Origin of the sequence: Sodalis sp. C49 (assembly GCF_046352915.1) — a bacterium.
In the GTDB taxonomy this organism is placed as follows: Bacteria; Pseudomonadota; Gammaproteobacteria; order Enterobacterales; family Enterobacteriaceae; genus Acerihabitans.
In genome coordinates, this window is sequence record NZ_CP163303.1 from 987,653 (window position 1) to 1,005,417 (window position 17,765).

At 60.9% G+C, this 17,765-nt stretch carries 20 protein-coding genes and 1 pseudogene; 19 read left to right on the forward strand and 2 right to left on the reverse strand.

Translation table 11 applies throughout. The annotated features are described in order from the left end of the window. Positions 1–88: 88 nt before the first annotated feature. Together pocR and ABUK12_RS04360 are read right to left on the reverse strand one after the other, a co-directional pair. Positions 89–1,024 carry a transcriptional regulator PocR gene (gene pocR, locus ABUK12_RS04355; RefSeq protein ID WP_410015130.1) on the reverse strand — a complete coding sequence of 312 codons (936 nt, stop codon included), beginning with the start codon at positions 1,022–1,024 and terminating at the stop codon, positions 89–91. A 229-nt stretch (positions 1,025–1,253) separates the two neighbouring features. Continuing rightward, complete coding sequence (locus tag ABUK12_RS04360; RefSeq protein ID WP_410015131.1) at positions 1,254–2,084, reverse strand: MIP/aquaporin family protein; 831 nt, start codon at positions 2,082–2,084, stop codon at positions 1,254–1,256. A gap of 627 nt (positions 2,085–2,711) precedes the next feature. Here ABUK12_RS04360 and pduA point away from each other — a divergent pair. The 19 genes and pseudogenes from pduA (at position 2,712) to cobA (ending at position 17,734) form a co-directional block, all read left to right on the forward strand. Continuing rightward, positions 2,712–2,996 carry a propanediol utilization microcompartment protein PduA gene (pduA, locus tag ABUK12_RS04365; RefSeq protein WP_331119187.1) on the forward strand — a complete coding sequence of 95 codons (285 nt, stop codon included), beginning with the start codon at positions 2,712–2,714 and terminating at the stop codon, positions 2,994–2,996. Next, positions 2,993–3,805, forward strand: a complete 813-nt coding sequence (pduB, locus tag ABUK12_RS04370; protein ID WP_410015132.1) for a propanediol utilization microcompartment protein PduB — start codon at positions 2,993–2,995, stop codon at positions 3,803–3,805. Before pduA ends, pduB begins: the two co-directional genes overlap by 4 nt. 18 nt (positions 3,806–3,823) lie before the next feature. Further along, positions 3,824–5,488, forward strand: coding sequence for a propanediol dehydratase large subunit PduC (gene pduC, locus ABUK12_RS04375; RefSeq protein WP_410015133.1), 1,665 nt, complete (start codon positions 3,824–3,826; stop codon positions 5,486–5,488). Positions 5,489–5,502: 14 nt separating this feature from the next. Next, on the forward strand, positions 5,503–6,186 hold the full coding sequence (locus tag ABUK12_RS04380) for a propanediol/glycerol family dehydratase medium subunit (RefSeq protein ID WP_410016549.1): 684 nt from the start codon (positions 5,503–5,505) through the stop codon (positions 6,184–6,186). 61 nt (positions 6,187–6,247) lie between these two features. Next, positions 6,248–6,769: a propanediol dehydratase small subunit PduE gene (gene pduE / locus ABUK12_RS04385; protein WP_410015134.1), complete on the forward strand. Its 522-nt coding sequence runs from the start codon at positions 6,248–6,250 to the stop codon at positions 6,767–6,769. A gap of 30 nt (positions 6,770–6,799) precedes the next feature. After that, positions 6,800–8,635 carry a diol dehydratase reactivase subunit alpha gene (locus ABUK12_RS04390; RefSeq protein WP_410015135.1) on the forward strand — a complete coding sequence of 612 codons (1,836 nt, stop codon included), beginning with the start codon at positions 6,800–6,802 and terminating at the stop codon, positions 8,633–8,635. Next, complete coding sequence (locus ABUK12_RS04395; protein ID WP_410015136.1) at positions 8,622–8,975, forward strand: glycerol dehydratase reactivase beta/small subunit family protein; 354 nt, start codon at positions 8,622–8,624, stop codon at positions 8,973–8,975. Before ABUK12_RS04390 ends, ABUK12_RS04395 begins: the two co-directional genes overlap by 14 nt. 47 nt (positions 8,976–9,022) lie before the next feature. Further along, on the forward strand, positions 9,023–9,313 hold the full coding sequence (locus ABUK12_RS04400) for a BMC domain-containing protein (protein WP_331119175.1): 291 nt from the start codon (positions 9,023–9,025) through the stop codon (positions 9,311–9,313). Positions 9,314–9,328: 15 nt separating this feature from the next. Further along, positions 9,329–9,580, forward strand: a pseudogene (locus ABUK12_RS04405) (BMC domain-containing protein); the annotation flags it as partial. 401 nt (positions 9,581–9,981) lie between these two features. Next, positions 9,982–10,611 carry a phosphate propanoyltransferase gene (locus ABUK12_RS04410; protein WP_410015137.1) on the forward strand — a complete coding sequence of 210 codons (630 nt, stop codon included), beginning with the start codon at positions 9,982–9,984 and terminating at the stop codon, positions 10,609–10,611. 2 nt (positions 10,612–10,613) lie between these two features. Further along, positions 10,614–11,117, forward strand: coding sequence for a PduM family microcompartment protein (pduM, locus tag ABUK12_RS04415; RefSeq protein ID WP_410015138.1), 504 nt, complete (start codon positions 10,614–10,616; stop codon positions 11,115–11,117). Between the two features lie 3 nt (positions 11,118–11,120). Next, positions 11,121–11,393, forward strand: a complete 273-nt coding sequence (locus ABUK12_RS04420) for a EutN/CcmL family microcompartment protein (protein ID WP_410015139.1) — start codon at positions 11,121–11,123, stop codon at positions 11,391–11,393. A 24-nt stretch (positions 11,394–11,417) separates the two neighbouring features. Then, positions 11,418–12,467: a cob(I)yrinic acid a,c-diamide adenosyltransferase gene (locus ABUK12_RS04425; RefSeq protein WP_410015140.1), complete on the forward strand. Its 1,050-nt coding sequence runs from the start codon at positions 11,418–11,420 to the stop codon at positions 12,465–12,467. After that, the gene (locus ABUK12_RS04430; protein WP_410015141.1) at positions 12,464–13,849 is read left to right on the forward strand and encodes an aldehyde dehydrogenase family protein; all 1,386 of its coding nucleotides are present in this window, start codon (positions 12,464–12,466) and stop codon (positions 13,847–13,849) included. The genes ABUK12_RS04425 and ABUK12_RS04430 overlap by 4 nt, the downstream gene beginning before the upstream one ends. A gap of 29 nt (positions 13,850–13,878) precedes the next feature. Beyond that, positions 13,879–14,988, forward strand: a complete 1,110-nt coding sequence (locus ABUK12_RS04435; protein WP_410015142.1) for a 1-propanol dehydrogenase PduQ — start codon at positions 13,879–13,881, stop codon at positions 14,986–14,988. 16 nt (positions 14,989–15,004) lie between these two features. Continuing rightward, positions 15,005–15,355 (forward strand): BMC domain-containing protein, encoded by a 351-nt coding sequence (locus ABUK12_RS04440; protein WP_331119159.1) that lies wholly within the window; start codon positions 15,005–15,007, stop codon positions 15,353–15,355. A 3-nt stretch (positions 15,356–15,358) separates the two neighbouring features. Beyond that, entirely contained in the window at positions 15,359–15,787 is a 429-nt protein-coding gene (locus tag ABUK12_RS04445) for a EutP/PduV family microcompartment system protein (protein WP_410015143.1), read from the forward strand. Between the two features lie 17 nt (positions 15,788–15,804). Then, on the forward strand, positions 15,805–17,013 hold the full coding sequence (locus tag ABUK12_RS04450) for an acetate/propionate family kinase (RefSeq protein ID WP_410015144.1): 1,209 nt from the start codon (positions 15,805–15,807) through the stop codon (positions 17,011–17,013). After that, positions 17,003–17,734 (forward strand): uroporphyrinogen-III C-methyltransferase, encoded by a 732-nt coding sequence (cobA, locus tag ABUK12_RS04455; RefSeq protein ID WP_410015145.1) that lies wholly within the window; start codon positions 17,003–17,005, stop codon positions 17,732–17,734. Before ABUK12_RS04450 ends, cobA begins: the two co-directional genes overlap by 11 nt. Positions 17,735–17,765: the final 31 nt, after the last annotated feature.

Here is a 17,765-nt window from a genome sequence, read left to right on the forward strand (position 1 = left end):
ATAGCGTTGGTTAAATTTAAAAAATGAGATCACGATCGGCTGGAAATAATAACGTCACAATAATTAAAGCGACAAAAGGGAAAAAGGATTAATTACGCGGCATGGCGATATTTTTCGCCGGGCTGTTATTCAGCGCGGATAAACGCTGCTCACGATACGCCTGGGGGGTAATGCGATAGGCCTGGCGAAATACTTTGCAAAAATAGCTGGCCTGGGAAAAACCGAGGTTGCGCGCAATGACGGCGATGGACCAGTCGCTTTGCTCCAGCATCTGGCGCGCGCTTTCCATACGCTGCTGGTTCACGTAGGCGTTAAAACCCACGCCTTGGTATTTTTTGAATAATTTGCTGAAATAATAAGGGCTGAGATAGACCATCGCCGCCACGTCCTCAAGACGCAGGTCCTCGGAGTAATGACTGTCGATATAACGCAGCACCTTTTTCATTTTGCCGTCATGCGCGCTTGGGATCGCCGCCCGGTGCCCGGCGCTCGCCGGCGCGTGTTCTTTAATTACCACGAAATCAAGCTGTTGCTTAAGGTAATTATCAACGATGATTTTCAGCAGATCGGCGGAAGACAGCAGCCGGTCGTAATCGATAACCGGAATGTTCTCGAAATGCTCGGCCAGCACGCCGTTCTGGCGCCAGGTGAAGGAACTGCTCTCCTGCACTTCGGGCAGCTTGACGGTATCATTGATGCGCACCTGGCCGCACAGCACAAATCCCACCAAATGGCCGCCGATGACCAGGGGAATGGAAAAATCGGTCAACCCGGCGTGACAGCGGTAGATACAGGGCTGATTGGATTTAGAGGCTTCAAGTCCGCCGCAGCGGTCGCTCATGCGGCAGCGGCGGCCCATTTCCGGATCCTGGCGCAATGATTGGCAAAACGGGGTGAAATGATATAAATCCGAAACTTCCTCGCCGTGGATATTGACTACCACTACAGCCAAATTGGTGGCATTAGCGAAATCATGCGCGATTTTATTTATCAGTTCTGAATCCATAAAACTACCGGAATTCATATTATGCCCTCTCGCGCTTTACTTATTTTTAATAAACCAGTAACAAAAAAGATATATTTCGCCTGATTGTTACGTTTTAATGAAAGATGCAGCGATTACGACGCAATATCTTAAAGCCGTTTGGGATTTAATCATTTTTTCCTTATTCAAAACCGTGCTCTATCACACAATTATAGGATTGCGCCGGCACCCGGTCCTGAAGCCGGGTGCCGGCCGGGTTGCCCGGGGTTTAAGATTGCAGCGGCGGTTGTCCCGCCGCGTCCTGTTTAATATTGCCGGGCAAATGGGGCGCTATCAGGAAGCGGTATACCGCGGCGCCCAGGATCGCCCCGACGATGGGGGCGGCGATGGGCACGATAAAGTAGGGAATCTCGCGGCCTCCGGTCATCGCCACCTCGCCCCAGCCGGCAAAAAAGGTGAACAGCTTGGGGCCGAAGTCACGCGCCGGATTCATGGCGAAACCGGTCAATGGCGCGGTGGACGCACCGATCACCGCCACCAGGATACCGATCAGCAACGGCGCCAGCGGACCTTTGGGCACGCCGTTGCCGTCATCGGTCAGCGCCATGATAAGCCCCATCAGGATGGAGGTGATGACGGTTTCCACCAACGCGGCCAGCCCGACGCTGATGGCGCTTGCCGGATAAGTGGAAAAGATGCTGGCCAGGAACAAGCTCTCCTGGCTGCCGCGCACCATCTGGTGGGACTGCTCGTAGAGGCCGAACATATTATGGTACAGCAGATAGGTCAGCGCCGCGCCAAAGAAGGCCCCCGCCACCTGGGCCAGGATATAGGGCAGCACTTTCCTGCCCTCGAAATTAGCCAGCAGCCACAGGGCAATGGTTATCGCCGGATTCAGATGGGCGCCGGAAATACCCGCGGTCAGATACACCGCCAGCGCAATGCCCAGCCCCCACACCACGCAAATCTCCCACAGGCCGAAGCTGGCGCCGGCGAGCTTGGCCGCGCACAGCACGCTGGTGCCGAAAAACATAAACAGCCCGGTACCCAGCAATTCGGCAACACATTGCCCTTTTACCGTTCGTAGAGTGTCGCTCATCGTAATTTTCCTGTATGAGGTCGAAATAAAATAATTATTAGCGTGAAACCGCCTTGCTTCCGACTGACATTTTGTCTATTTTTAAAAAATCTTTTTAATGAACATAAGACTTTCAAGACACTACGCTATATGCCCCCATGGCGTTTAGCAAAGTTATTTATCAATCAAATGAGATCTCGCCTGCAATTATCTTTTTACGTAACAAAAACAAGACATAAAATTTCGTTTTTTAAAATATAAAATAATCGCCACAGTCGATAATTTTTATGGGTCATAGGCGCTGCAAGCCTTGCCGCGCAAGGCATTGCCGTTTTTTCGCCATACTATATTATTGCTCTGGCATTATTTTTTACCGTTAACGGGTCGCCGGAAAAATCACAGCCGGGCCTGAATTTCAAGATCAATTATTGAATTATGGAAGGTAAAAAATTAATTGGTGTTATTGCACAAGTCGATAAAATCCAGCCAGGGCGCCGCATTTGCAAGTTGAAATGACAATTTTTTGCTATGCCACCGCCAATCATTTCTTCTATTTTCACCCTAATCAAGCCACTATTTTTTATCGCTTATGCGTATATTTTACCTCGGACATCCTCAGAATTTTAATGATTGGTCGAGGTAATAAAAATGCAACAAGAAGCCCTGGGCATGGTGGAAACCAAAGGTCTGACCGCCGCGATTGAGGCGGCCGATACCATGGTGAAATCGGCCAATGTGTTATTGGTCGGTTATGAAAAAATCGGTTCCGGTCTGGTGACGGTTATCGTGCGCGGCGACGTCGGCGCGGTGAAAGCCGCCACCGATGCCGGCGCCATGGCGGCGGCCAACGTCGGTGAAGTGATCGCCACCCATGTCATCCCACGTCCCCACGCGGATGTGGAGAAATTTTTGCCTAAAGGAACCCGCGAATGAACACCGATAAGGTCATCGAGGCGATCCTGGCCCAGGTGATGGCGAAAATCGGTGACGACGCCCCCGCGGCGCCCCCTTCTCTCTCCCCATTGGAACGAGGTCCGGATATGTCGGAAAACACCTGTAACCTGACGGAATTCGTCGGCACGGCCATGGGCGACACCATCGGTTTGGTGATCGCCAATGTCGACAGCGCAGTGCTGACGGCGATGAAACTGGAAAAACGCTACCGCTCGATCGGTATTCTCGGCACGCGCATCGGCGCGGGTCCGCACATTATGGCGGCGGACGAGGCGGTCAAGGCGACCAATACCGAAGTGGTCAGCATCGAATTACCCCGCGACACCAAAGGCGGCGCGGGACACGGCTCGCTGATCATTTTCGGCGGCGAGGACGTGTCCGATGTGAAACGGGCGGTGGAAGTGGCGCTCAAGGAACTGGACCGGACGTTCGGCGACGTCTACAGCAATGAGGCGGGCCATATCGAGCTGCAGTATAGCGCCCGCGCCAGCTACGCGCTGGAGAAAGCCTTCGGCGCGCCGATCGGCAAAGCCTGCGGCGTGATAGTCGGCGCCCCCGCCGCCATCGGCGTGGTGATGGCCGATACGGCGGTGAAATCCGCCAACGTCGATGTGGTTTCCTACAGCTCCCCGTCCAACGGCACCAGCTTTAGCAACGAAGTGATCCTGGTGGTCTCCGGCGATTCCGGCGCGGTGCGCCAGGCGGTGACCTCCGCCCGTGAAATCGGCAAGACCCTGCTCGGCACGCTCGGCGCGGTGCCGCATAACGATCGTCCGTCTTATATTTAACTCCTTGTGGGGGATGGCATGAAATCCAAGCGATTTGAAGCGCTGGCGAAACGGCCGGTTAACCAGGACGGTTTCGTCAAAGAGTGGGTCGAGGAAGGCTTTATAGCCATGGAAAGTCCCAACGACCCCAAGCCGTCGATCAAAATCGTCGACGGCAAGGTTACCGAACTCGACGGCAAGGCCCGCGCCGACTTCGATCTGATCGATCACTTTATCGCCAACTACGGCATTAACCTGGCGCGGTCGGAAGAAGTCATGGCGATGGATTCGGTACAACTGGCAAAAATGCTGTGCGACCCCAACGTGTCGCGCGCCGATATCATCCCGCTGACCACCGCCATGACGCCGGCGAAAATCGTCGAAGTGATGTCGCAGATGAACGTGGTGGAGATGATGATGTCGATGCAGAAGATGCGCGCCCGGCGCACTCCCTCGCAGCAGGCGCACGTCACCAATATCCAGGACAATCCGGTGCAGATTGCCGCCGACGCCGCCGAAGGGGCCTTCCGCGGCTTTGACGAACAGGAAACCACCGTGGCGGTGGCGCGCTACGCGCCGTTTAACGCCATCGCGTTGCTTATCGGCTCGCAGGTCGGCCGGCCGGGCGTGCTGACGCAATGCTCGCTGGAGGAAGCCACCGAACTGAAACTCGGCATGCTGGGCCATACCTGCTATGCCGAAACCATTTCGGTTTACGGCACGGAACCGGTGTTTACCGACGGCGACGATACGCCCTGGTCGAAAGGATTTCTCGCCTCCTCCTACGCCTCGCGCGGCCTGAAGATGCGCTTTACCTCCGGTTCCGGCTCGGAAGTGCAGATGGGCTACGCCGAAGGTAAATCCATGCTGTACCTGGAAGCCCGCTGTATTTTTATTACCCGCGCCGCCGGGGTGCAGGGGCTGCAAAACGGGTCGGTAAGCTGTATCGGCATCCCGTCGGCGGTCCCCTCGGGCATCCGCGCGGTGCTGGCGGAAAACCTGATCTGCTCGTCACTGGATCTGGAGTGCGCCTCCAGCAACGACCAGACCTTCACCCATTCCGATATGCGCCGTACCGCGCGTTTGCTGATGCAATTCCTGCCCGGCACCGACTTTATCTCCTCCGGTTATTCGGCGGTGCCGAACTACGACAATATGTTCGCCGGCTCCAATGAAGACGCCGAGGACTTCGATGACTACAACATCCTGCAGCGGGATCTGAAAGTGGACGGCGGGCTGCGCCCGGTGCGCGAGGAAGACGTGGTGGCCATTCGTAATAAAGCGGCGCGCGCGCTGCAGGCCACGTTCGCCGGCATGGGCCTGCCGCCCATTAGCGACGAGGAGGTCACCGCCGCCACCTATGCCCACGGTTCGAAGGATATGCCGGCGCGCAATAAGGTGGAGGACATGAAGTTCGCCCAGGAGATTATCGAGAAGAACCGTACCGGACTGGAAGTGGTCAAGGCATTGGCCGAAGGCGGTTTCACGGACGTGGCGCAAAGCGTGCTGGATATCCAGAAAGCCAAGATTGCCGGCGATTACCTGCATACCTCGGCCATTATCGTTGGCAACGGCCAGGTCCTGTCGGCGGTGAACGACGTGAATGATTACGCGGGTCCGGCCACCGGATACCGTTTGCAGGGCGCACGCTGGGAAGAAATCAAAAACATTCCCAACGCGCTCGATCCCAGTGAGTTGGGTTAACCAAGGCGGCCATGATGGAAATTAACGAAACACTATTACGGCAAATCATAGGCGACGTGCTCAGCCAGATGCAGCCGCTGGATAACCAGGTCTCCTTCGCCCCCGCGCAGGCGGCCAAACCCGCCGCCGCGGCGCCCACCGGCGACGGCAAGACCTGCGATTTTCTCAAGGTGGTGGGCGACGCCCGGCCCGGCACCCATAAAGACGAGGTGATTATCGCGGTCGGCCCCGCGTTCGGCCTGTCGCAGACCGTCAATATCATCGGCCTGCCCCATAAGCAGATCCTGCGCGAACTGATTGCCGGCATCGAGGAGGAAGGCGTGCGCGCCCGGGTGATCCGCTGCTTTAAATCCTCCGACGTGGCGTTTGTGGCGGTGGAAGGCAACCGGCTGAGCGGGTCGGGCATTTCCATCGGCATCCAGTCCAAAGGGACGACGGTTATCCACCAGCGCGGCCTGCCGCCGCTGTCCAACCTGGAGCTGTTCCCCCAGGCGCCGCTGCTGACGCTTGAGACCTACCGGCATATTGGTAAAAACGCCGCGCGCTACGCCAAGGGCGAATCGCCGGATCCTGTGCCGACGCTCAACGATCAGATGGCCCGGCCGAAATACCAGGCCAAATCCGCGGTGCTGCATATCAAGGAAACCAAGTATGTGGTGACCGGCAAGCAGCCGCAGGAACTGAGCGTCGCCCTCTGAACGCCACGACTTTAACCTCTACGCGCCCGCCGCGGGCGATGCGCGAATTAAGGTAACGACGATGAATGCTGAAGCAATTGAAACCATGGTGCGTGACGTGCTGGCACGCATGAACAATCCGGACGCGGTGCAAACGCCGGCCCCGGCGTCCAGCGCGCCCAAGGCCTTCACGGCCGGCGTGGCGGATTATCCGCTGACCAATAAGCACCCGGACTGGGTCAAGACCGCCACCGGCAAAACCCTGGACGACCTGACGCTGGCCAACGTGCTTAACGGCCGCGTCACCGCCCAGGACGTGCGGATCACCCCGGAAATCCTGCGCATCCAGGCGGATATCGCCCGCTCCGCCGGACGTTCCCTGCTGGCGATGAACTTCGAGCGCGCCGCCGAACTGACGGCGGTGCCGGATGAGCGGGTCCTGGAAATCTATAACGCCTTGCGTCCGTTCCGCTCAAGCCAGGAAGAATTACTGGCGATAGCCGGTGAGCTTGAGTCGCGCTACAACGCGACGATTTGCGCCGGTTTTGTCCGCGAGGCCGCGGGGTATTACCTGCAGCGTAAAAAGCTCAAGGGCGATGATTAACACCGGGGAACCGGCGGGCGGGAGCAACAGATGGGTTATATCGTAGGGGTGGATATCGGTAATGCCTCCACCGAGGCGGCGCTGGCGCAGGCCTCCGCCAGCGGGGCATTGACATTTATCGCCAGTTCGCTGGCGGAAACCACCGGTATCAAAGGCACCAAACGTAACGTGTTCGGGATTATGCAGGCCCTGAACGCGGTGGTGGCGCGGGCCGGCATCAGCATTGCCGACCTGACGCTGATACGGCTCAACGAAGCAACGCCGGTCATCGGCGACGTGGCGATGGAAACCATCACCGAAACCGTGATTACCGAGTCCACCATGATCGGCCATAACCCCAAAACGCCGGGCGGTCTGGGGCTGGGAGCCGGTATTACCATCGGCTTCGACGAACTGCTGACGCGCTCCGTGGAGGAGCCCTATATCGTCATAGCCCCCGCCGCGCTCGATTTTGCCGATATCGCCGCGATGATCAACGCGGCGGTCAAGGCCGGTTTTCGTATTACGGCGGCTATTTTGCAGCGCGACGACGGCGTGTTGGTCAGCAACCGGCTGGACCAGCCCATCCCCATCGTCGACGAGGTGCGTCATATCGAGCGCATCCCGCTCGGCATGCCCGCGGCGGTGGAAGTGGCCGCCCCCGGCAAGGTGATTACCCAGTTGGCCAATCCTTACGGCATCGCCACCGTGTTCAAGCTGAACGCCGACGAAACCCGCGCCATCGTGCCGGTGGCCCGTTCGCTTATCGGCACCCGCTCCGCGGTGGTGGTGAAAACGCCCAAAGGCGACGTCAAGGCGCGCACCATCCCGGCCGGACATCTGGAGCTGTATGCCGGTAACCGGGTAACGCGCATCGATGTGCACCAGGGAGCGGAAAAAATCATGGCGGCGGTGTCCGCCCTCGGCCGGCTCGACAACGCCGGCGGCGAATCCGGCACCCATATCGGCGGCATGCTGGAGCAGGTGCGCCAGACCATGGCGGAACTGACCAATAAGGATCCGTCCGCCATCGCCATCCAGGATCTGCTGGCGGTGGATACCTTCGTGCCGGTAAACGTTAAAGGCGGCCTGGCCGGGGAATTCTTTATGGAACAGGCGGTGGGCATCGCCGCGATGGTGAAATCCGATCGGCTGCAGATGATGGACATCGCCGACGCGCTGCAACAGCAGACCGGGGTCAGGGTCGCCATCGGCGGCGCCGAGGCGGAGGCCGCCATCCTCGGCGCGCTGACCACGCCGGGCACGCAGCGGCCGCTGGCGATCCTCGATCTGGGTGCCGGCTCCACCGACGCCTCGATCATCGACGGCAACGGCCGCATCGTCGCCACGCACCTGGCGGGCGCCGGCGATATGGTGACGCTGCTGATCAATTCCGAACTGGGGCTTGAACAGCGCCAACTGGCGGAGGACATCAAAAAGTATCCCCTGGCCAAGGTGGAGAGCCTGTTCCATATCCGCCATGAGGACGGCAGCGTGCAGTTTTTCGACCACCCCCTGCCGGCCGACGTGTTTGCCCGGGTGGTGGTGGTCAAGGAGGACGGCATGGTGCCCCTGCCGGCCGATCTGGCGCTGGAAAAAGTGCGCGTGGTGCGGCGCAGCGCCAAGCAACGGGTGTTTGTCGCCAATGCCCTGCGCGCGCTGGCCCAGGTCAGCCCGACCGGCAGCATTCGCGATATTCCCTTCGTCGTGCTGGTGGGCGGCTCCGCGCTGGACTTTGAAATACCGCAGCTGGTGACGGACGCGCTGGCCCATTTCCACCTGGTGGCCGGCCAGGGCAACGTGCGCGGCTGCGAAGGCCCGCGCAACGCCGTTGCCACGGGACTGGTGCTGTCATGGACCGGGGAGGCGGCGCATGAGCCTGCCTGATATCAGCCATCCGGCCATCATCGTCAGCCTGTGCGGCGGCGGGCGTCCCGGCTGGCAACAGTTGCTGCTGGGCATGGAAGAGGAAGGCATCCCGTATGCGCTGCATGACGCCGGCGATGACGCCACCCCGCTGGCCCTCCTGGCGCACCAGGCCTCGAACGCATCGCCGCTGGCGGTGGGCGTGGCGGTCGGCGCGCAGGATATCGCGGTGCACGATCCGCATTTACCCGCCGACCGCCCGCTGTTTGTCCTCAGGGACTATACGCGGCTGCCGGCGCAAGAAATCCGCCGGCTGGGCTGCAACGCGGCACGGCTGGTGAAAGGGTTACCGTTTAAATAATGCCGGGCAATCAACCACATCACGTCGCCCACAACAGGAGAGAAAGCATGAACAACGCATTGGGATTAATTGAAACTAAAGGGCTGGTCGGCGCCATTATCGCCGCGGACGCCATGGTCAAATCGGCCAACGTCCAACTGGTGGGCTATGAAAAAATAGGCTCGGGTCTGGTAACGGTCATGGTGCGCGGCGACGTCGGGGCGGTCAAGGCGGCGGTGGATGCCGGCGCGGCGGCGGCCCAGGGCATCGGCAACGTGGTCTCCACGCACGTTATTCCCCGTCCGCATTCGGATGTCGAGGGCTTTTTGCCCACCGCCACCCCGGTACTGGGTGAATAACCTGAAGGTGACCGCGTGAAAACCTCACTGGGTTTGCTTGAAGTCGCCGGTCTGGCGCTGGCCGTCAAGGCGGCCGACACCATGGCCAAGGCGGCGAACGTTGCCCTGACCGGCATCGAAAGGACCAACGGCTCGGGCTGGATGCTGATCACCATTACCGGTGACGTGGCGGCGGTCAATTCGGCCATTGCCAACGGCGCGGCGCTGGCGCGCCGGGAAAACGGCTGGGTGGCGCAACGGGTTATCGCCCGTCCCGCGGACGGTCTGGACGGCTGGCTGGACGGCGCGATAAAAACCCGGCCCGCCGACGGCGGCAACAATGCCCTGGACCGGCATGACGATATCGCGTCCGGCGCGCCGGCGGAATCAGGCGCGGTTGCGCTCGCAAGCCGCGCGGCGCCACCCGCGGCCAGTATCCCGGCAGCGGCGGATATCGCCCCGGCCGGCGCGATCGCGGCGGGAGAGGAACCCGCCGCACCGCCGGCGGCGATCCTCACCGCCCCGCCGGTAAAACCGGCGGCGGAAATACGCGGCGAACCGGCAATGTTGCCGGACCTGCCCGGGCGGGTGCCGGGCGAATGTAATTTATGTCACGACCCGGCATGTCCGCGCCGCAAAGGCGACCCCCGCGCGACATGTATTCATGACGGAGAAAGAGGCTAAGTCAGATGGAAACATTGGAGTTGCAGTCCCTGGTGGAAAACGTACTGCTCGATATGCGGCGGCGCCCCGTGCCGCTTGGCGTATCGAACCGGCATTTGCATCTGTCCCTTGAGGATTATGAACATCTGTTTCCCGGCCGGCCGCTGATCTTCAAAAAGGATTTGTATCAGCCCGGACAGTTCGCCTCCGAGCAGGTGGTCAACCTCGTCGGTCCGAAAGGCACGCTGAAAAACGTGCGCATCCTCGGCCCGCTGCGCGGCCGGTCCCAGGTGGAAATTTCCCGGACCGACGCCCGGCTGCTGGGCATTGCCGCGCCGCTGCGCCTGTCGGGCAACCTGGACGCCACGCCGGGCATCCGGCTGGTCAGCGCCAGCGGCGAGCTGGAATTACCCCATGGCGTGATCGTGGCGCAACGGCATATCCATATGTCGCCCCTTGATGCGTTGCTGTTCGGCGTTAAGCCGGGCGATGTGGTGCGCGTAGCCCTGAACGGCACCGGCCGCCGGCTGATCTTTGACGATGTGGTGATCCGGGTGGGCGAGCATATGCGCCTGGAAATGCATATTGATACCGACGAGGCCAACGCGGCCGACGCCGGTGACAAAGGCGCCACCGCGGTTTTGCTGGGGCGCTGAGGATGGTTTGGGAAGGCGGGCGCGAACAATGGCTGGCGGAATGCGTCGTCCGGGTACTGCAGCGGCTACAACAGCGCCAGCGGGCTGAGCTGGTGCTGCCGCTGCCGCGCTTAACCCGCGACTGGCCCGCGAACGCCGCGCTGAACCATGCGCGTCTGCGGGTGACGCACACCACGCCGGCTTTTTGGCAACGGCTGGCCGGCGGGGACGAAGATGCGGCGTTTGACGCGCTGAGGCGGGCCTGGCGCGACGGCATGCAGGTATGGCTTGAAATCGATAACGCCTGCTTCGGCCTGCTGCCGGTCGCCGGGCTGCTACGGCTGCCGCTGCGTTTTTGCGCGCCGGACGGCAGGCCGGTTCACCTGCTGGCGCGCCGGGTGGCGGGCTACGCCGATGTGCGACCGCTGCCGCCGGGATATCTCGTCGTGGCGCGCCATGTCCTGCTGACCGCATTGGCCAGGGATGAAATTGTTAAACGTCGTCTTCAACTTTACAGGCAGGACTAGAACATGCAACTGGCTCGCGTAATAGGTTCGGTGGTGTCGACGCAGAAAGCGCCTTCGCTGCTGGGTAAAAAATTGATGGTGGTGGAACCGGTCAATGTCGACGGTTCGGCCCCCAGCGGCTTCACGCAGCAGGAGGTGGCGGTGGATTCCGTCGGCGCGGGCGAAGGCGAAATCGTGCTGCTGGCGCGGGGGGCGTCGGCGCGCTGGGTATTCGCCGAGCCCAACCAGGCCATCGACCTGGCGATTGTCGGTATCGTCGACACCATTGTGCCTTAGCAGGGGCCGGATCGGGAGCGGGTTATGAGCATCTATACCAAAACCGGCGATAAAGGCACCACCTCGCTTATCGGCGGCCAACGCATTAAAAAATACCACCCGCGCGTCGACGCCTACGGCACGGTGGATGAACTGAACGCCTGCCTGGCGGTGGCCGCCCATCAGGTGCGCGACGCGCAAAACCGACGTCTGCTGCGCGCCATCCAACAGCAGTTGTTCTGGCTGGGCGCGGAATTGGCCGACGAACGGCCCGGCCTGCGATCCGATAGCGTCCAGCGCCTGGGCGCCGAACAGATAACGCAGCTGGAGCAGGCCATCGATCGCTGCATGGCGGCGCTGCCGCCGGTCACGGGCTTTGTACTGCCCGGCGACAGTCCGGCCGGCAGTCAACTGCATTTGGCGCGCACCGTGGCCAGGCGCGCCGAGCGGCTGCTGGTGCAGTTGGCGGACGAGACGCCGGTGCGCGGCGAGGTGCTCGGTTTTATCAACCGGTTATCGGACTGCCTGTATGCGCTGGCCCGCTTTGAGGATCGCTGTGCCGAAACCGACGCCGTGGTCGGCGAGGTGCTACGGCGCTATCAGGCAAGCGCGGGGTCCACCGCCGGCCAGGCCGGGGCGGACCCCGCCCCGCCTGACGGCGAAACGCCCGGCGCGCCGGAGGACCTTGACTTTCTGCTGGTCCATGGCCTGTTGCGCGCGGCGATGGCGGCGGCCGGCGAACTGGCGGTGGCGGTGGTGATGGCCGTTGTGGATCGGCACGGCAATCCGGTCATCACCTATCGCATGAGCGGCGCGCTGCTGGCCGCCATCGATCTGGCGCCGAAAAAGGCCTGGTCCGCCGTGGCGCTGAAAACCGCCACCCATGAACTTGGCCCGGACATCCAGCCCGGCGCCGCACTGTATCAATTGGAAGCCTCATCGGGCGGCAGGATTGTCACCTTTGGCGGCGGATATCCGCTTTACCGCGCGGGCCTTCTTATCGGCGGGCTGGGCATCAGCGGCGGCACCGTCGACCAGGACCGGCACATCGCCCAATGGGCTATCACTCAATGTCATGTGGGGAAAGAGTCATGAATACAAATGAACTGGAAACGCTGATCCGCACCATAGTGCGCGAAAAACTCGAGCCGGCGCGGCGGGAAAAAACCACCTCGGCCCTGTTCGACCACGTCGATCAGGCGATCGATGCGGCCCACGCGGCGTTCCTGGCCTATCAACAGTGCCCGCTGAAAACGCGCAACGCCGTGATCGCCGCCATTCGCCATGACCTGGTGCCGCATCTGCAGGTGCTGGCCGAACGCGGCGCCGAGGAAACCGGCATGGGGCGCGTAGAGGATAAGCTGCTGAAAAACCGCGTGGCGCTGGAAAAAACGCCCGGCGTGGAAGACCTGGTCACCGAGGCCATCACCGGCGACGAAGGCATGGTCTTGTTCGAGTATTCGCCGTTCGGCGTGATCGGATCGGTGGCGCCCAGCACCAATCCCACCGAGACCATTATCAATAACTGTATCAGCATGCTGGCCGCCGGCAACGCCATCTTCTTTAGCCCGCATCCCGGGGCCAAAAATGTGTCGCTGTGGCTTATCGAGCAGATCGAAGCCATTATTTTCACCGCCTGCGGCATCCATAACCTGGTGACCTGCCTGCGCGAGCCAAGCTTCGAGTCCACCCAACAGATGATGAAACACCCCCTGATTGCCCTGCTGGCCATCACCGGCGGTCCCGGTATTGTCAACATGGCGCTGAAAAGCGGCAAAAAAACCATCGGCGCCGGCGCCGGCAACCCGCCGAGCCTGGTGGATGAAACCGCCGTGCTGGATAAAGCGGCGCAGGATATCGTCAGCGGCGCCTCCTTTGACTACAACCTGCCCTGCACCGCCGAAAAAAGCCTGATCGTAGTGGAAAGCGTGGCCGACGCCCTGCTGTCCGAAATGCAAAAATGCGGCGCGCTGATGGTCGCCGGCGGCGATATCGACAAGCTGCGCAACGTCGCCATTATCGACGGCCACGCCAATAAGGCGCTGGTGGGCAAAAGCCCGCTGGCGCTGCTGCAGGCCGCCGGCCTGCCGCGGCCCGACAAGGCGCCGCGCCTGCTGCTGGTCGAGGTCGGCGCCGAAGACCTGTTTGTCTCGGTGGAACAGCTGATGCCGATCCTCCCGGTGGTGCGCGTACGTGATTTCGACAGCGGCCTGCAGCTGGCGCTCAAGGTCGAAGGCGGCCTGCACCACACCGCCACCATGCATTCGCAAAATGTCTCGCGGCTCAATAAGGCGGCCAGGCTGCTGCAAACCTCCATTTTTGTCAAAAACGGCCCGTCCTATGCCGGGATCGGCGTGGGCGCCGAAGGGTTTGCCACCTTCACCATCGCCACCCCCACCGGCGAAGGCACCACGTCGGCGCGCACCTTCGCCCGCCACCGCCGCTGTGTGTTGACGAATGCGTTCTCCATCCGTTGAACAAATTGCGTTGAGGTAAAGGAAAGACGATGAAACGTTTTGTCATCCCGACCCGCGTCTACAGCGGCATCGACAGCCTGGAGCGCCTGGAGCGCTACCGCGGCAAGAAAATCTGGGTGGTCTGCGACGGCTTCCTGGCCAAGGGCGGCGCCATCGCGCGCCTGCTGGCGCATCTGGACGCCGACCGGGTCAGCCTGTTCAGCGAGATCATGCCGGATCCGCCCATCGCCACCGTGGTGGCCGGTATCGCGCAGCTGCAATCGGTCAGGCCGGACGTGGTAATAGGGTTCGGCGGCGGGTCCGCCATCGACGCCGCCAAGGCCATGGTGTTTTTCGGCCGCCGGGTGGGCATCGCCATCGACACCTTTATCGCCATTCCCACCACCAGCGGCACCGGCTCGGAAGTGACCAGCGCCAGCGTGATAAGCGATCCGGCGCAGGGCATCAAATATCCCCTGTTCGACGATGCCATTTATCCCGATATCGCCCTGCTCGATCCGCAGCTGGTGGTATCGGTGCCGGCGGCGGTTACGGCCAATACCGGGATGGACGTATTGACCCATGCCATTGAGGCGTATGTGTCCACCGGCGCCAGCGATTTCAGCGACGCGCTGGCGGAGAAGGCCGCGCAGCTGGTGTTCCGCTACCTGCCGGCCGCGTATGCCACGGGAGACTGCCTGCGCACGCGGGAAAAAATGCACAACGCCGCGACCCTGGCCGGCATGGCCTTCAGCCAGGCCGGGCTGGGTTTAAACCACGCCATCGCCCATCAGTTCGGCGGGCAGCTGCATGTGGCGCACGGACTGGCCAACGCGCTGCTGCTCACCGAAGTGATCCGCTTTAACAGCGCGGACGCGCGGGCGACGAAAAAATATGCCCGCCTGGCAAGGCTCTGTGGCCTGGCCGCCCGGCAAAACGACGATCGGGCCGGGCTAAATCAGTTGCTCAACCATATCAGCCAGTTAAAACGCGCCATCGGCATCCCCGCCGGCCTGGGCGCGCTTGGCCTTGGCGCGGAAAAAATACGCCTCGCCACGCCCCCTATGATCCGGGCGGCGTTAAGCGACGCCACGTTAACCACCAATCCGCGCCCGGCGTCGGATAACGATATCGGGGCGATTATCGGCGCCGTGATATAGCGAAAAACAGGACATTATGAATAGCGAGATAAAAACCGAGCGGGTCATTCAGGAATATGTTCCCGGCAAACAAATTACGCTGGCGCATTTAATTGCCAATCCCAATAAGGATATTTATAAAAAACTGGGGCTGAATGAGGATGACAATGCCATCGGCATTCTCACCATCACGCCCAGCGAAGCCTCGATTATCGCCAGCGATATCGCCACGAAATCCGGCGCGATAAAGATTGGCTTTATCGACCGATTTACCGGCGCGGTAATTATTTGCGGCGATGTGTCCTCGGTGGAATATGCCCTGAAACAGGTGCTGTATACCCTGGGTGAGATGATGAAATTCACCCCCTGCGCGCTGACCCGGACCTGAGCCATGAAACGGTTGATGCTGCTCGGACCCAGTCAGTCGGGGAAAACCACGCTGTTGCAATGCCTGCGGGGCGATCCGCTGGTCTACCGCAAAACGCAGTCCATGGTTTACCTGGCCGACGCCATTGACAGCCCGGGGGAATATATCGAGAACCGCCATTTTTACAGCGCGCTGCTCTCAAGTTCCTATGAAGCGGATATCGTCGCTTTGGTACAAAGCCTCGACAGTGAAAACAGCTATTTTTCACCCATGTTCGCCACCCTGTTTAATAAACCGGTTATCGGCATTATCACCAAGGGCGACCTTGATGTGGATGAAAGACAAAAAGCCTGCGTTATTCATCAATTAAAGCAGGCCGGCGCGGATCCGCTGTTTCTGGTATCGGCCACCCGGCGGGAAGGTATTGCGCCACTGCTGACGTATCTGGAATAACAGTTTCGGAGTAACAGATGACACACCTAATTATGGCGGTGAATGCCGGCAGCTCGTCCCTTAAGTTCGAATTATTTGCCATGCCGGAGGAAATCACCCTGGCCAAGGGGCTGTTTGAAAGGCTGGGCAGCGGCAGCGCGCGCTTTACCCTGCGCGCGGACGGGGGCACACATCAGGCCGACGTAGCGCTTAACGATCACCAGCAGGCGGCGGAGTATTTACTGGATACCCTGCTGCAACGCGGCATCGTCGACTCCCTGGCGCATATCGACGGCGTCGGCCACCGGGTGGCCCACGGCGGCGAATATTTCAAGGATTCCGCGCCTATCGACGCCGCCGCGCTGGAGGAAATCGACGCACTCGGCGCCCTGGCGCCGATCCATAACCCGGTTAACGCCAAGGGTATCCGCGCGTTCCAGCGGCGTCTGCCGCACGCGGTCTGCGTGGGGGTGTTCGATACTTCTTTTCACCAGACCATCAGCGAGGCCGGCTACCTTTATCCGCTGCCCTACCGTTATTACCATGATTACGGCATCCGTCGCTACGGTTTTCACGGCACCAGCCATAAATACATCGCCGAAACCTGCGCCGGTTTGCTGGGGCGGAGGGACCTGCGCATCATTTCCTGCCATCTGGGCAACGGGGCCAGCATCTGCGCCATTAACGGCGGCCGGTCGGTCGCCACCTCCATGGGATTTACGCCGCTGGCCGGACTGATGATGGGCACGCGCTGCGGCGATATCGATCCGTCGATAGTGCCGTTTATCGCCTTGCGCGAAAATAAATCTGCACAACAATTGCTTGAGATCATGAATAACGCGTCCGGGCTGCTGGGCGTCTCTGGGATCTCCAATGACTGTCGTGATATCGTAAGCGCCGCCGAGTCGGGCAATCACCGCGCGGCGCTGGCGCTGGCCATGTTCACCGATCGCATCCGCAGCGCTATCGGCGCGTACGCAACCGAAATGGACGGCGTGGATGTGGTGATTTTTACCGCCGGCATCGGTGAAAATGCCGCCGGCATCCGCCGGCAAATCTGCCGTAATCTCGCATTTCTGGGCATCCGTGTCGACGAAAACAAAAACAAGCGTCACGCCACGTTTATCCAGCAGGACGGCGCGCCGGTTATCGTCGCGGTGATCCCCACCAATGAAGAACTGATGATCGCCCGCGATGTCATGCGTGTCGGTCTGGCGCAACCAAAAGAGGTGCAACATGTCGGGTAAGGTATGGCTGGTGGGCGCCGGTCCGGGCGATCCCGGGCTGATAACCGTGATGGGGCTGGACTGCCTGAAGCGCGCCGACGCGGTGGTCTACGATCGCCTGGTCAATCCCCTGCTGCTGAAAGAAGCCGCCGCGCACTGCGTGCTGATCGACGTGGGCAAACGCGCCGATCACCACCCGATCCCGCAGGATCGGATTAACGCCATTCTGATCGAACAGGCGAATATGGGCCGCGAGGTGGTGCGGCTGAAAGGCGGCGATCCTTTTGTCTTTGGCCGCGGCGGCGAAGAGGCCGAGGCGCTGGTGCGCGCCGGCGTTACCTGCGAGGTGGTGCCGGGTATTACCTCGGCCATCGGCGGCCTGGCGCGCGCCGGCATCCCGGTAACCCATCGTGACTTCGCCTCCTCGTTTCATGTTATTACCGGGCACCTGCGCGACGGCAAGGATCCGCATAACTGGCGGGTGCTGGCGCAGCTGGACGGCACGCTGATTATCCTGATGGGCATGTCGCGGCTGGCGGATATCTGCCAGCAGCTTATCCTCCATGGCCGGGACGCGGATACGCCTGCGGCGGTGGTAATGAACGCCAGCCATCCGGAACAGCGCACCGTGCTGGCCACCCTCGGCACGCTTGCGCAAGAAAGCGCGCGGGCGGGAATGGCGGCACCGTCGCTGATTGTCATCGGCGACGTGGCCGCGCTGACCTTGCTGCAATCGTTATGATGACGGCGGTGCGGCCGCCTGTTATATAATA